The following is a 13,771-nucleotide window of genomic DNA, read 5'->3' on the forward strand; positions in this document are numbered from 1 at the left end:
AACATTCTTTAACAAAATCAATTTTATTTCTTAAATTTAGCAACCTAAAATTTTCGAGATGAAATTTTCAAAATTTTCTTTGCTATTCCTCATTACAGGAAGTTTTCTATTGGCACAGAACCAAAAATATACGATTGCTGAAGCGGTGAACGGACTTCGAAGCAATCTCGCTGTGAAAAATATTTCGCAATTTTCATGGAGCGACGACAACAAATCCTTTTATCAAGGCGTAAAAAATGGCTATTTAGTGACGGAAGTTCAAAGTATGAAACAGGATACTTTGGTTTCTTTGTTTCAGCTAAATAAAAATTTAGCAGCTGATAGAAAGTTGAAAAGCTTTCCAAGAATAAATTTCATTAATAAAGATAAAGGTTATTTCACTCAAGGTTCAAAATATTTTTGGGTTCAAAGAAGCGGAAAAGAGTGGAAAGTAACCGATTGGAATTCTTTGGATGAAAATGCTGAAAACACAGAATTATTAAGTGACAACAGCGGTTTCGTTTACACCGTTAAAAATAATTTGTATTTAAACAAAAACGGAAAAGTCGTGGCAATCACCGATGATCAAGACGAAAATATCGTCAATGGAAAATCGGTTCATCAACAGGAATTTGGGATTTCAAAGGGGATTTTTATTTCGCCCGACAATTCCAAAATTGCGTTCTACAGAATGGACCAAACCATGGTGAATGATTACCCAATCATCGATTGGAGCGTGGTTCCTGCTGTTAATAAAAATATCAAATATCCAATGGCGGGTTCTAAATCGCATCATGTGACTTTGGGAATTTATGACATTAAAACCAACAAAACTACTTTCGTAAAAACAGAAGGCGACGCGGAGCAATATCTCACCGTAATCACTTGGAATCCTGATTCAAAGTCCATTTTTATAGGGGTTTTAAACCGTGACCAAAACGATTTGCAAATGAATCAATACGATGCGGCGAGCGGAAATTTCGTTAAAACTATTTTTGAAGAAAAATCCGATAAATATGTGGAACCACAACATCCGCTAACTTTCTTCCCAAATTCTACCACCGATTTTATTTGGCAAAGTGAAAGAAGTGGTTTCAATCATTTATTCCATTATAATATCGACAAAGGTTTGATTGCTCAAATCACGAAAGGAAATTGGTTGGTTACCGAACTGCTCGGTTTTAATGAAAAAAAGAAGGAAATTTTCTATACTTCAACGCAGGAAACTCCTTTAGAAAGACACCTTTACAAAGTCAATTGGAATACTTTTAAAACCGAAAAACTGACCGATCAAGCAGGAATGCACACAGGAATTTTGAGCAAAGACGGAAATCATCTGTATGACAGTTATTCCAACGCAAATAGTCCAAGAATTGTTAATGTTATCAACACGAATACTTTAAAATCGAAAAATTTAATCACGTCCGAAAATACCTTAAAAAATTATCAAAGACCTGAAATCAAGAACGTTACGTTAAGCGCAGATGATGGAACTCCACTTTATGGTAAATTGATTTTGCCAACAGATTTTGATGCGAGCAAAAAATATCCTGTCATCGTTTATTTGTATAATGGTCCTCATTTACAGTTGATTACGAACAGTTTTCCTGCATCGGGAAATCTTTGGTACGAATATATGGCGCAACGTGGTTACATTGTTTTCACGATGGATGGAAGGGGTTCCTCGAATCGTGGACAAAAATTTGAACAGGCAGTTTTCCGTCATTTAGGCGAAACAGAAATGAAAGACCAACTGAAAGGAGTTGCGTATTTGAAATCACTTCCTTACGTAAATGCCGATAAAATGGGAATTCATGGTTGGAGTTTTGGTGGCTTTATGACCACAAGTTTTATGCTGAAACATCCTGAAGTTTTCAAAGTTGGCGTTGCAGGCGGTCCCGTTATCGATTGGAATATGTATGAAATTATGTACACCGAACGATACATGGATTCCCCACAAAACAATCCCGAAGGTTACAAACAGGCAAATCTTTTGGATAAAGTTCAAAACTTAAAAGGACATTTACTGATGATTCACGGAGCGCAGGATAATGTGGTAGTTTGGCAACATTCCATCAAGTTTTTGAAAGCGGCGGTTGATAACGGCGTTCAATTGGATTATTTCGTCTATCCAGGTCACGAACACAATGTTTTAGGGAAAGACCGAGTTCATTTGATGCAGAAAGTAACGGATTATTTTGATGAATATTTGAAGAAGTAGGGAGCTGGAAGTTGGGTGTTGGAAGATGGGTGTTGGAAGATGGAAGATTGATGTTCTTTCTAAAGATTCCTCGCTTTGCTCGGAATGACCGTTCAAAACTTTAATTAAGATGGGGAAATTTGCGGCGGCGAAGCCGCCGCAAATTTCCCCAAAAAACCCAAAGATACAAGTCATTCCGAGCAAAGCAAGGAATCTCCATTTTATAAAATATTTCCCAAAAACATTTTCGATTGACTTTCCAAAATAAAAGGAATAACATAATCATAAAAAAATTCCGGATTTTAGCTCCGGAATTTTTTGTAGTTGCTGGTTGCTTTATTTCAGTTCGGCGGTCATCACGGCGTTGTTCATTGAAGGTATCACCGCCATTACTTTTGAGGCCATTTTTTTTGTTGGATCAATCCAAATGGTGTTGATTTCTTTCGGGTCATCTGCATTCGTTTCTGTGATTTTCCAGTTTTCGACGCCATTTATTTTTTCTTTTCCTTCTACTTTTAAAATCCATTTTTTGGTTTTCAAGGAGGTTCCATCCGCACTATAAAAACTTGTTGTGTAACCTTCTTTCAAAGGCATTCTTGCCATAATTAAATCTGCGCCGGCTCCTTCGCTAATGTATGCTCCGTCAATTTTTGAGGCAAGTTCTTTTCCCATCGCGTTAATTTTCATTTCGTTACCCGCTTTGGTAAAAGTAATATTTGCAGGTCCTTGAACAACAGTTCTTTTCACAAAATCCAGTTTGTCATTAAAAATTGCAACGTCCGACATTTCTCCCATCACGCTTTTTGCCACATCGGAAACTGTCCAGTTATTACCATCTTTTTTTATGGTTCTGGTCATGTCCATTTTCATGTTTTGTCCTCCCATTGCAAAGTTGACGACATAATTGTAAACGCCTTCCGTGAAAGCTCCCGCTAATTCTGGTAAAGTTGACGGAACTTTTGCATCAATTTTTTCTGCCAATTTTACGGAATTGATATCAATAGTCAATTCTTTCAAACGTTTTGCCACATCTTCCGGCATATCTTCCTGATAACGTGTTCCGGCATATTTTGCAAGAAATTTTTCAGCAGCGGCAATCATCGCCATGTTGTTTACAGGTTTTCTAAAACCGTGACCTTCATCATTGGCTAAAATATATTGCACATCACGTTTCAAATCTCGAAGTGCGATTACGATTTGGTCGCTTTCTGCTTTGTTTACACGAGGATCATTTGCGCCTTGTATAATCATTAAAGGTGCTTTTATTTTGTCGGCAGAAAATAGCGGACTTGCATCTCTTAAAATTTTCTTTCCAGCTTCGGTATTTCCATCGCCCATCCTCAAATCAAAAGTTTTACGAATTGCTTCCCAATAAGGTGGAATTGACGAAAGTAAGGTGAAAAGGTTGCTTGGTCCCACAATATCTACTCCCGCTGCATAAACATCCGGCGTAAAGGTAAGTCCCGCCAAAGTTGCATAACCCCCATAACTTCCACCCATGATGGTTACTTTTTTAGGATCCACAATTCCCTGATCTACCAAATATTTCACTCCCCAAGTAATATCATCCTGCATCAGTTTTCCCCATTGTAGATTTCCAGCATCCAGAAATTTTTTCCCATAACCGGTACTTCCTCGGAAATTCGGGTCTAAAACTGCAAATCCACGGTTGGCAAATAACTGTGCGTAAGAATTAAAACCCCAAACACTTCGTGACCAAGGTCCGCCATGTGGAAAAACAAGAAGCGGCAAATTTTTAGCGGCAACATTTTTTGGTAAGGTTAAATACGCCGGAATTTCAAGTCCGTCACTACTTTTGTAAGTAATTGGCGTCATTTCACTTAAATACTGTTCATACTGGTTTAATTTCGGACGAGGAGTGTACTGTTCAATAATTTTTTTGGAATCTCTGTCGAAGAAGTAGGCAATTGGAGCTTTGGTATCCCCATAAACCGTAAAAAGCCATTTTCGTTCGTCTTTTGTTTGGCTATTAATCCAAATTTCTGCACCTGAAAATTTTGTTTTCAACAAATTATAATCTGCTTCATATTTTTTATCTTTGAAATAACGACGTTCTTTCTCACCAGTATATAAAGTGTATTGAAGTTCTCTTGTTAAATCACTGAAAACAACATCGTCTAAATCCACTTTTTTCAAAGGATCTTGTTCCACATCGCTTGTTGCGCCTGTTTTTGGATCCATCAGTACCAATTTTATCAAATCAGTTTCTGCACCTTTATTCGTTGCAACATAAACTTTGGAGTTATCTTTATTAAAAGCAAATGGATACGCAGTTTCTAAAGCGTTTACAGAATAAATTTTGTTGAATTTTCCATCATCGGAAACGGACAGGAACTCTTTTGAGCCATCTTCTGCATTTCTGAATGCAAGTCGTGGTTTTTCGTCCCAATCAAAAGTCCAGCTACTAATTCTGTCGGTATTTTCGTTCAATTTGGTCAGTTTTCCTGAATTCACTTCGAGTTTGTAGAGGTCGTGCCATTTTTCATCACGGTTGTTAAGTCCGATCATCATGATGTTCGGATCTTTTTTGCTCACCATGTAAATTGCAGCTCTTGCTTTTTCGAAAGGAGTTAAATTTCTACTTTCAGGAATTCCTGTTTTTGAATCTGCAGGATCAGAAGGAGAAACCGCAAAAATATTGTAATTTTCGTTTCCGCCTTTGTCTTTAGAATACAAGATGTATTTTCCGTCCTGTGTCCAAAAATATCCTGCAGAAGGTCTTTCCAAATTGGTGAGGCGTTTTGCTTTAGTAAAGGGTTCGTCAAATTTTTTCACCCAAATGTTCATGGTGCCGTTATAAGCTTTCATAAACGAGATGAATTTTCCGTCGGGACTGAGTTGGCCACCAGAAATTTCAGGATTGTCGAAAAATATGCTTCGATCAATGAGCGGAATTTCGTTGGAATTTGATTTTTTTTGTGCAGCAACTTGCACCGATAGAAGGCATGAAATCGCCAATAAAAAGATTTTCTTTTTCATGGTTTTTGGTTTTAGTGTTTTTGTTATAATTGGAATATAAAATTAGTAATTTTTCACATAACGGATTAATACTTTAATTAATTTTTAGTAAAAACCTTACTTTTGTAAAAAAAATATATGCAAATTCCCACCAATTCAGTTGAAGAATATCTGTCAAACGTCCCTGATGAAAGAAAAATCGCGTTCCAAAAATTAGTTGAAACCATTTCAGAAAACTTACCGAAAGGTTTTCAAACCAATTTAAGCTACGGAATGATTGGATGGAGTGTGCCGCTTGAAACTTTTCCTGCAGGTTATCATTGTTCACCTGGAACGCCGCTTCCGTTTATCAATTTGGCTTCACAGAAAAATTTCATTGCGCTGTATCACATGGGAATTTATGCGAATGATGAACTATTGAATTGGTTTGTGGAAGAATATCCTAAACATTCCAATCGAAAATTGGATATGGGAAAATCGTGTATACGTTTCAAGAAACCTGATGAAATTCCTTTTGATTTAATTGCGGAATTGTGCAAGAAAATGTCGCCAAAAGATTGGATTTCGATTTATGAGAAAATGCTGAACAGGGAGAAATAGGATTTTTTTTGACCTCAACCTTAACCTTAAATAAACTATTCCCGAATCACTTTAATTCTTCCATCGCTCCAAACACGGATAATCGATGAGCCTGAATATTCCGAAACTTTATCCTGATTTTCTTCCACCACAAAATCCACCGCATCCACAATTTCATGAGAAATATCTAAAAATTTCATCGGTGATTTTTCTCCACTAAAATTCGCGGAAGTGGAAACCAAAGGTTTATTGAGTTTTGAAATGAGTTTTTTTAGAAAATCATTTTTTACCAAACGAATTCCGATGCTTCCATCTTCTGCGAGAAGTTCTTTGGGTAAATTTTTCGGATGGTCGTAAATGATGGTGACTGGTTTTTCGGACAAGTCCATAATTTCCCACGCCATTTCGGGAACATCCACCAAATCTTGCAAACGCTTTTCGGATTCCACCAAAATAATCATGGATTTGGTTTTTTCCCGTTTTTTGATTTCAAATATTTTTTCTATGGCGTCGATGTTTGTCGCATCGCAGCCGATTCCCCAAATGGTGTCGGTTGGATAAAGAATGGTTCCGCCGGATTTTAAGGTTTGGATGATTTGTTCCATAATATTCAATAGGAGCGGGCTTTAGCCCGTTTAAAAATTGCCAAATTCCATTGGCTTTAGCCAAAATTTATTTTAAAAACTTCAAAACCATAATGTTTTATAAATTGCTCGTATTCTTCCGTGAATGACTTTATCCTATGATACTCTTCTTGATTTTTAATATAATTCCTAACCCTATCAATATGAGATTCAGAAACGGAAACCGCTAAATACTCATCCTGCCAAGAAAATTTTTCAGAAATCAAATCATTTTTATTAATCCAATGTGAACTTTCTCCTTTTATTAGTTGAGCAACTTTTTCAATTGTTTGATTAGAGCCCAATGAAATCAGACAATGACAATGGTCTGAAAAACCATTTACCATATCGATAAAAATTTCTTTTTCTTCAGAATTTTGCTTGATATGTTTCCACATCTTTACTCTTAAATCTTTAGAATTAAGGAATGGTTTTCTGTTGTGAGTAGAGAAAACGAGATGAATGTAAACTTTAATAAACGACATATTATATCCAAAAATACAAATTTCTAAATTTTGGCTAAAGCCAAATTGAACTTTCAAATTAAAAAAACGGGCTAAAGCCCGTTCCTATTGATTTGTTTAGAATTAAAGTATCAACCTGTTGTGCATTTAGGAATTAAAAAAAAAAGATTGTCCATTTGATTAAAAAATCGTATATTTAATTGATTACCAAGTCATTAAATACATGAACAATCTTATTCAAAACTACAAAATTATTTTAAAAGAATTGACAAACACCTGTAAATATATTACTACAAGTAAGCAAATTAGGCTTCCAAAAATGTCTGATTTGGAACTTGTGGCACTCAACCTCACCGCAGAATATATGTCTATTAACTCTGAACTACAGTTATTTAGATACATTTCAGGGTATGATTTGGAGGGAAGAATTGAAAGGAGTGTCTACAATAAAAGGAAAAGAAAACTTTTTCCCTACATTGAAAAAATCAGAGAAACCTTGAGCAGCAAGTTTTCGGATTTCACCGATGTCTTTATTGTGGATTCCACGCCAATTGAAATCTGTAAAATAAGTCGGGCAAATCGTTCTGCAATCTGTTCCACGGATGAGATCAAACCTGCATATGGATATTGTGCCGCACAAAAATCTAGGTATTTTGGCTATAAACTTCATGCGGTTTGTGACAAAAATGGAATCTTCCACTCGTTTGATTTTTCCCCTGCAAATGTTCACGACGTGAACTATCTGCACGACATTAAGGAGAATTTTGAAAACTGTTTATTAATCGGCGACAGAGGGTACATCAGCAAAGAACTCCAACTGGATTTATTCAACTATTCCAAGATAAATCTTTCGGTTCCAATGCGTAAAAACCAGCATAATTTTGTGGACTTTTGCAAGACAAAATCAAAAATCAGAAAGAGGATTGAACTGCGAAGCAATCGTGAATACCATTGAAAAAAAATTAAATCATGAACAAACCAATATTTCGCAACTGTGCGGACAGTTCTTAATAAATATTAACCTCGCAAAAACCTTTCAAGGTTTGGCAACAAGAATAGTATCAAAAATAACTTCTTTTACCATGATTCAATATCTAAATTTTTTCGTCTTCAAGAGAAGTTTAAATAAGTTAAAAATTAATTTGTGCTAAATGCACAACAGGTTTTTTATATAAAATGATATAAAAACCAGCCGAATTGGCTGGTTTTTATGTTAAACCCTGCAATGCTTTACTTAATGCCTTCGACGCTTTTTTCACTTCCTGAGTCCAATCATCAGCAGCACTGCCATCGGCACCGTCAGAGATATATTTGAGGCACAGAAAATCGATTTTTTCCTGCTCAGCGACTTTCGCCAACGCAAAAGCTTCCATATCGATGACATTATATTCAGGATTGATATGCTCCATTTCGAATTGGTCGCCGGAACCGCAGATCCCGTTCGGGAGATGGCTTGTTTTAATTCCATATTCCAAAAGAATTGGTTCATCAGAAAATGGCGTCTCAAATTTCTTAAAACCCAATGCTCTTACATCCATATCCCGCTGGATAAAACGGTTGCAGTTAACAATACTTCCTCTGTCAAAAACTGTACTTCCTGCGGTTCCCAAATTGATTATGAGATCTGGCTTAGATTTTTGAATGGCTTTTGATAGATGATAAGTCGCTTTAATTTTTCCTACACCAACAAACAATTTATTAAAACTATCAAATTCTTTTCCGGCTTCTGATTCAAGGGCAAAAACCAAAAGGATTTTGTTGTAAAGCTTTCCGTTAATTGTCATTTTAGGGCATAGGTTTTTTCAGAAAGAACAAAGTCAATGTCCGTGCGCCCTGTGCACCATGTACCAAAACGGCGCTGATGTCTGCAGTTGCAGATGGCCCCATCACAAAACAGCCATAATGCGAGTGTGGAAAATCTACTCTTTTGTAGGCGGTATGCATATTTTCGGTCAAATCTTCCGGATCCAGCAAAACAGCCAGATGCTGAGACAAATAACCTAATGAATTGGTAACCAGAGATTTTTCGGTAACCCAGACCATTCCCATCTCTGCCACACCAAACTCTGCACGGAAAACACCCAAATCCACATCATTAAGATCCGCAGGCTTTTGCACGTGTATATCTTTATTCCCTGACCACTCTGGCGTTGCAGAGCAGGTGACCTTAATATCAGGAAGCTTTTTTCGCATAATCTCCTGCGCTTCTTCTACCGATGCGACATCATAAAAATCGACAGCGGCAATTTTGGCGTTAATCTCAAAAAGCGCTTTAAGATCTGCTCCTGGCTTTTTATAATCCGGGATGGCGGGATAATCCACTTTTTCGCGGTTAGCAAGATTGGTTCTTACCGAACTCAGTAATTCTTCTTTAGTCATTGTTTTTTCGGTTTTTTTTGTACCAGTCTCTGAAGGTTTCTTTTTTCACGTCAGGCAATTCACGGTCTTCTACCCAAGGATCCAACGTGCTGTTTTCCAATAGAGATTTTGGGAGAATATTCAGCATATTATAAGTGGTCTTTTCCATCATTTTAAAAGCAGTTGCACTGCCCAGCATTCGGTCAGCAGCAGCAAATGCCAGCCTTCTGCCAAAAGGTGTTTTCTTTTTCTCCATCATCACTTTTCGCCACTCAATAATCTGGTCCGAAATATTAATATGAACGGGGCAAATCTCTGTACACGAGCCGCAAAGCGATGAATGGAAAGGTAATTCTGAATAGGTGTCTTCATCAAAAGTAGGATCCAGAATAATCCCAATCGGGCCGGAATAAGTAGCACCATAAGACAATCCGCCACTCCTTCTGTACACCGGGCAGGTATTCATACAGGCACCACAACGGATACACTTGAGAGAATGCCAGAACTTGTCCATAGACAATCGTTTGCTCCTACCATTATCTGTGAGTACAATGTGCATCTCAGATCCTTCTCTTGGGCCTGAAAAATGAGAAGTATACTGCGTTGCCGGCGTCCCTAAAGCACTGCGGGAAAGTAGTCTGATAAAAACACCCAGATCTTCTACCTTCGGCAGGATCTTTTCTATACCAATACTGGCAATATGAAGCGGTGGAATGCTTGCAGTAAGATCGGCATTACCTTCATTAGTACAGACTACAAAAGTACCGGTTTCGGCAACGGCAAAATTGGCGCCTGTCATCCCGGCATCTGCCACCAAAAATTTGGGCCGGGCATTGTTCCTCATTGCTTCTGCGAGAGAATGCGGATCATCATCGTTGGGATCCGTACCAATTTTATCTGCAAATAGTTTGGCAATATCTTCTGTCGTTTTTTGGATGGCAGGCATTACAATATGACTTGGGCGCTCGTCTGATAGTTGCTGGATTCGCTCACCCAGATCGGTCTCCAGGACATCAATTCCTCGTTCTTCAAGAAAAGGTGTCATCCCGCATTCTTCCTGCAGCATCGATTTGCTTTTGATGATGCGCTTTGCGCCGTGGGAATTCAGAATATCAAAAACAATAGCATTATGTTCATCGGCATCTTTTGCAAAGTGAACAGTGATACCGTTTTCCTCGGCTTTTGTTGCAAACTGTTCAATGTAGTGATCCAAATGCGTCAGCGTATGTTCTTTGATTTGCGAAGCCAGATTCCTAAGCTCTTCCCATTCCGGAATCTCAGAGGATACTTTACTACGTTTAATGATAGTATTATAAAGATTTTTATCGTGTTGCGCCTCGTGAACATCATCCTGCTTGATGAACTTGCGGGCGTTATCTTCTACGTTTACTTTTCCCATTGTTTGTGATTTTTAGAATGGTCCGTTATTCAAAACCTGAGCAATATGTACAAATTTGAGGTCTGATTTTTCTCTTTTGGCAATGCCTTCCTGATGCATCAGGCAAGACATATCCGGGGAAACTACATATTCTACTTTATGCCTTGTGTAATCAGCAACTTTGTCCTGTCCCATCTTGGCACTCACGGCTTCATCGGTAACGCAGAACGTTCCGCCAAAGCCACAGCATTCTTGTGGCCTGTCAATCGTTTCTACTTTAACTCCTGACACCTTCTTTAACAGATCTTCGGTTTTATTAAAGTAAGGTTCCTGCCACTCAAAACGGGATGCAATGTGTAAGCCGCGGATAGAACTGCAGGAATTATGGATAGCCACCGTATGCTGGAAATCTGCCCAAGGGAATTCTTCTATCTTGAGAACATCGTGTAAAAACTCTACTAATTCTATGGTTTTGTGACGGATTTCTGTAACAGTTTCGGTTTGCGGAATTGCATCCATATGGAGCTTGACGTGCTTGACACAACTCCCTGCCGGCCCAACGATATAATCAAAATTCAAATCCTTAAAATTTTCACAAAACTGAGTTTCTGTCCTTATAGAATGTTTCTGATCGCCCTCATTGGCCATAGGCTGTCCACAACAAGTCTGCTGCAGAGGTACTGTGACCTCTACGCCCAATCGCTCCAAAAGCTCAAGTGTTGCGATTCCAACTTTTGGGTAAATCAGGTCTATATAACAGGGGATAAACAGTGCTACTTTCATTACAAAATTTTCTAGGAACTCTAAATTAGCACTATTTCTTCTTTTCCTGATTAGGCTTAGGATGAAAAAAGCCTATACGAGAGGTTATTTATATTGAGTAAAAATAATTTGCCTAGCATGATTTGGAAACCAATCACCCATGAAGAAGAAACTGTGCATGACTTCTGAAAAAAATATAAATATGCCTATGAAAAAGTTTTATTTATTAAGTTCATTATGATATTCATTTTTAAGTGATTCAATTTTGTCTTTCAACTCTTTGCTGATTTTGTTCGGATAGTTTTTCAGTTTTTTGAGATTGAATGCAAGAACTATTGCAGAGATACCAGAAAAAATAAATGCCACAGCTGTTATAACAACCAGAGAAATACCGGCTAAGACAGGATTAAGGATTAGAATAACAGACGCGATAAGGCCAAGAAAACTGATCAGCGCCAGATTCCCCCACTGCAAAACTCCATAGCTTTTGAGATCAAAGGCAAAACCAATCCCCTGTACAGAACGGAACATTAATGAAAATCCAACAAAATAGGGCAAAGCAACAAATGCCACCTGCGGCTGAAAAAATAATATAATCCCTACAAAAAGATCTAGCAAAGCACCTACCAGATACCAGCCCCAATTGTCCAGATTATCCTTGTTTTGTATTGCAAACACAAGTTCCATAATCCCGAAAACCAAAAATGACGCACTGAAAAACAGTACCAGAGACAGGTAAGTGGCTTGTGGAATGCTAAACATATACAATCCCATAATCACCAGTAAAATACCTACAATTAAAGGTAAATACCAATGCTTAACTGTGTTTTTGATAGTTTTAAAAAATGTTGTTCCCATAATAATATGTTTTTGAAATTAGATTAAGTATTACCTGTTGTGCATTTAGGAATTAAAAAAAAAAGATTGTCCATTTGATTAAAAAATCGTATATTTAATTGATTACCAAGTCATTAAATACATGAACAATCTTATTCAAAACTACAAAATTATTTTAAAAGAATTGACAAACACCTGTAAATATATTACTACAAGTAAGCAAATTAGGCTTCCAAAAATGTCTGATTTGGAACTTGTGGCACTCAACCTCACCGCAGAATATATGTCTATTAACTCTGAACTACAGTTATTTAGATACATTTCAGGGACTGATTTGGAGGGAAGAATTGAAAGGAGTGTCTACAATAGAAGGAAAAGAAAACTTTTTCCCTACATTGAAAAAATCAGAGAAACCTTGAGCAGCAAGTTTTCGGATTTCACCGATGTCTTTATTGTGGATTCCACGCCAATTGAAATCTGTAAAATAAGTCGGGCAAATCGTTCTGCAATCTGTTCCACGGATGAGATCAAACCTGCATATGGATATTGTGCCGCACAAAAATCTAGGTATTTTGGCTATAAACTTCATGCGGTTTGTGACAAAAATGGAATCTTCCACTCGTTTGATTTTTCCCCTGCAAATGTTCACGACGTGAACTATCTGCACGACATTAAGGAGAATTTTGAAAACTGTTTATTAATCGGCGACAGAGGGTACATCAGCAAAGAACTCCAACTGGATTTATTCAACTATTCCAAGATAAATCTTTCGGTTCCAATGCGTAAAAACCAGCATAATTTTGTGGACTTTTGCAAGACAAAATCAAAAATCAGAAAGAGGATTGAACTGCGAAGCAATCGTGAATACCATTGAAAAAAAATTAAATCATGAACAAACCAATATTTCGCAACTGTGCGGACAGTTCTTAATAAATATTAACCTCGCAAAAACCTTTCAAGGTTTGGCAACAAGAATAGTATCAAAAATAACTTCTTTTACCATGATTCAATATCTAAATTTTTTCGTCTTCAAGAGAAGTTTGAATAAGTTAAAAATTAATTTGTGCTAAATGCACAACAGGTAGTATCAATATATATCTTTCCGAAATAATATTCAAATGGTGCAAATTGTGCCCAACTATCAATTTCCCAATCGTTTCCACCGAAATTTCGTTTCCGTTCGCAATTCCTTTTGAAGATAATTGTTCTTGATTCAAATTTTCAAAAAACAGGACAGAAGATTTCCGAACGTTTTCAAATTCATCAACCAAACTTTTTAAGGTTCTTTCAGAAGAAAAATAGTGTTTCGCATATTCTTCTTCATCCCAACCTGCAAGCGCTGTTTGGTCTTTTCTTGCAAATCTTAATGCACGATAAGCAAAAATTCTTTCCGCATCGATGAGGTGTTGCAGCAATTCTTTCAAAGTCCATTTTCCTTCTGCGTAGGCAAAATTGGAATTTTCTTCAGAAAGATTTTGATAAATTTCTAAAGTTTTATTTCCGGAAATTTTCATTTCTTCCAACCAGTTTTCAGATGGAATTAAGTCTAAATAACGCTGAATGTATTTTTGAAATTCTGTCATTTCTTTCACTAAAACTGCCACGAATTCAC

At 37.1% G+C, this 13,771-nt stretch carries 11 protein-coding genes and 2 pseudogenes; 4 read left to right on the top strand and 9 right to left on the bottom strand.

Annotated features, from left to right (window positions below; translation table 11 throughout):
* Window positions 1-58 precede the first annotated feature (58 nt).
* On the top strand, window positions 59-2,200 hold the full coding sequence (locus J4771_RS12125; protein WP_224135256.1) for a S9 family peptidase: 2,142 nt from the start codon (window positions 59-61) through the stop codon (window positions 2,198-2,200).
* A gap of 315 nt (window positions 2,201-2,515) precedes the next feature.
* On the opposite strand, the gene J4771_RS12130 is transcribed toward J4771_RS12125, so the two are convergent.
* Window positions 2,516-5,179 (bottom strand): S9 family peptidase, encoded by a 2,664-nt coding sequence (locus J4771_RS12130; protein WP_224135257.1) that lies wholly within the window; start codon window positions 5,177-5,179, stop codon window positions 2,516-2,518.
* Window positions 5,180-5,296: 117 nt separating this feature from the next.
* Between J4771_RS12130 and J4771_RS12135 the strand changes: the two genes are divergently transcribed.
* Window positions 5,297-5,758 (top strand): DUF1801 domain-containing protein, encoded by a 462-nt coding sequence (locus J4771_RS12135; RefSeq protein WP_224135258.1) that lies wholly within the window; start codon window positions 5,297-5,299, stop codon window positions 5,756-5,758.
* Between the two features lie 35 nt (window positions 5,759-5,793).
* On the opposite strand, the gene J4771_RS12140 is transcribed toward J4771_RS12135, so the two are convergent.
* Both J4771_RS12140 and tnpA read right to left on the bottom strand, forming a co-directional pair.
* Entirely contained in the window at window positions 5,794-6,342 is a 549-nt protein-coding gene (locus tag J4771_RS12140; protein WP_224135259.1) for an L-threonylcarbamoyladenylate synthase, read from the bottom strand.
* Window positions 6,343-6,398: 56 nt separating this feature from the next.
* The gene (gene tnpA, locus J4771_RS12145; protein WP_224137846.1) at window positions 6,399-6,845 is read right to left on the bottom strand and encodes an IS200/IS605 family transposase; all 447 of its coding nucleotides are present in this window, start codon (window positions 6,843-6,845) and stop codon (window positions 6,399-6,401) included.
* Window positions 6,846-7,047: 202 nt separating this feature from the next.
* Between tnpA and J4771_RS12150 the strand changes: the two are divergent.
* Window positions 7,048-7,975 (top strand): annotated as a pseudogene (locus J4771_RS12150) (IS982 family transposase).
* A 57-nt stretch (window positions 7,976-8,032) separates the two neighbouring features.
* Here the strand turns inward: J4771_RS12150 and J4771_RS12155 are convergent.
* From J4771_RS12155 to J4771_RS12175, 5 genes are all read right to left on the bottom strand, one after another.
* Entirely contained in the window at window positions 8,033-8,608 is a 576-nt protein-coding gene (locus J4771_RS12155; RefSeq protein WP_224135260.1) for a 5'-methylthioadenosine/S-adenosylhomocysteine nucleosidase family protein, read from the bottom strand.
* Window position 8,609: 1 nt separating this feature from the next.
* Window positions 8,610-9,203 (bottom strand): LutC/YkgG family protein, encoded by a 594-nt coding sequence (locus tag J4771_RS12160; RefSeq protein WP_224135261.1) that lies wholly within the window; start codon window positions 9,201-9,203, stop codon window positions 8,610-8,612.
* Window positions 9,196-10,581, bottom strand: coding sequence for a lactate utilization protein B (locus J4771_RS12165; protein WP_224135262.1), 1,386 nt, complete (start codon window positions 10,579-10,581; stop codon window positions 9,196-9,198). The genes J4771_RS12160 and J4771_RS12165 overlap by 8 nt, the downstream gene beginning before the upstream one ends.
* Window positions 10,582-10,593: 12 nt before the next feature.
* Window positions 10,594-11,343 carry a (Fe-S)-binding protein gene (locus J4771_RS12170; RefSeq protein WP_076782926.1) on the bottom strand — a complete coding sequence of 250 codons (750 nt, stop codon included), beginning with the start codon at window positions 11,341-11,343 and terminating at the stop codon, window positions 10,594-10,596.
* Between the two features lie 198 nt (window positions 11,344-11,541).
* Window positions 11,542-12,180 carry an HdeD family acid-resistance protein gene (locus tag J4771_RS12175; protein ID WP_224135263.1) on the bottom strand — a complete coding sequence of 213 codons (639 nt, stop codon included), beginning with the start codon at window positions 12,178-12,180 and terminating at the stop codon, window positions 11,542-11,544.
* Window positions 12,181-12,301: 121 nt separating this feature from the next.
* Between J4771_RS12175 and J4771_RS12180 the strand changes: the two are divergent.
* Window positions 12,302-13,229, top strand: a pseudogene (locus J4771_RS12180) (IS982 family transposase).
* On the opposite strand, the gene J4771_RS12185 reads toward J4771_RS12180, so the two are convergent.
* Window positions 13,209-13,742 carry a DinB family protein gene (locus J4771_RS12185; protein ID WP_224135264.1) on the bottom strand — a complete coding sequence of 178 codons (534 nt, stop codon included), beginning with the start codon at window positions 13,740-13,742 and terminating at the stop codon, window positions 13,209-13,211. The pseudogene J4771_RS12180 and the gene J4771_RS12185 sit on opposite strands and share 21 nt — an antisense overlap.
* Window positions 13,743-13,771: the final 29 nt, after the last annotated feature.

The sequence above is a fragment of the Candidatus Kaistella beijingensis genome (assembly GCF_020084865.1).
Classification (GTDB): domain Bacteria; phylum Bacteroidota; class Bacteroidia; order Flavobacteriales; family Weeksellaceae; genus Kaistella; species Kaistella beijingensis.

Excerpts from the sequence above, each read along its gene's own strand:
- J4771_RS12155 (WP_224135260.1), bottom strand. The coding sequence starts at position 8,608 with ATGACAATTAACGGAAAGCTTTACAACAAAATCCTTTTGGTTTTTGCC.
- J4771_RS12140 (WP_224135259.1), bottom strand. The coding sequence starts at position 6,342 with ATGGAACAAATCATCCAAACCTTAAAATCCGGCGGAACCATTCTTTAT.
- J4771_RS12125 (WP_224135256.1), top strand. The coding sequence starts at position 59 with ATGAAATTTTCAAAATTTTCTTTGCTATTCCTCATTACAGGAAGTTTT.
- J4771_RS12135 (WP_224135258.1), top strand. The coding sequence starts at position 5,297 with ATGCAAATTCCCACCAATTCAGTTGAAGAATATCTGTCAAACGTCCCT.
- J4771_RS12160 (WP_224135261.1), bottom strand. The coding sequence starts at position 9,203 with ATGACTAAAGAAGAATTACTGAGTTCGGTAAGAACCAATCTTGCTAAC.
- J4771_RS12185 (WP_224135264.1), bottom strand. The coding sequence starts at position 13,742 with ATGACAGAATTTCAAAAATACATTCAGCGTTATTTAGACTTAATTCCA.
- J4771_RS12170 (WP_076782926.1), bottom strand. The coding sequence starts at position 11,343 with ATGAAAGTAGCACTGTTTATCCCCTGTTATATAGACCTGATTTACCCA.
- J4771_RS12165 (WP_224135262.1), bottom strand. The coding sequence starts at position 10,581 with ATGGGAAAAGTAAACGTAGAAGATAACGCCCGCAAGTTCATCAAGCAG.
- J4771_RS12130 (WP_224135257.1), bottom strand. The coding sequence starts at position 5,179 with ATGAAAAAGAAAATCTTTTTATTGGCGATTTCATGCCTTCTATCGGTG.
- tnpA (WP_224137846.1), bottom strand. The coding sequence starts at position 6,845 with ATGTCGTTTATTAAAGTTTACATTCATCTCGTTTTCTCTACTCACAAC.
- J4771_RS12175 (WP_224135263.1), bottom strand. The coding sequence starts at position 12,180 with ATGGGAACAACATTTTTTAAAACTATCAAAAACACAGTTAAGCATTGG.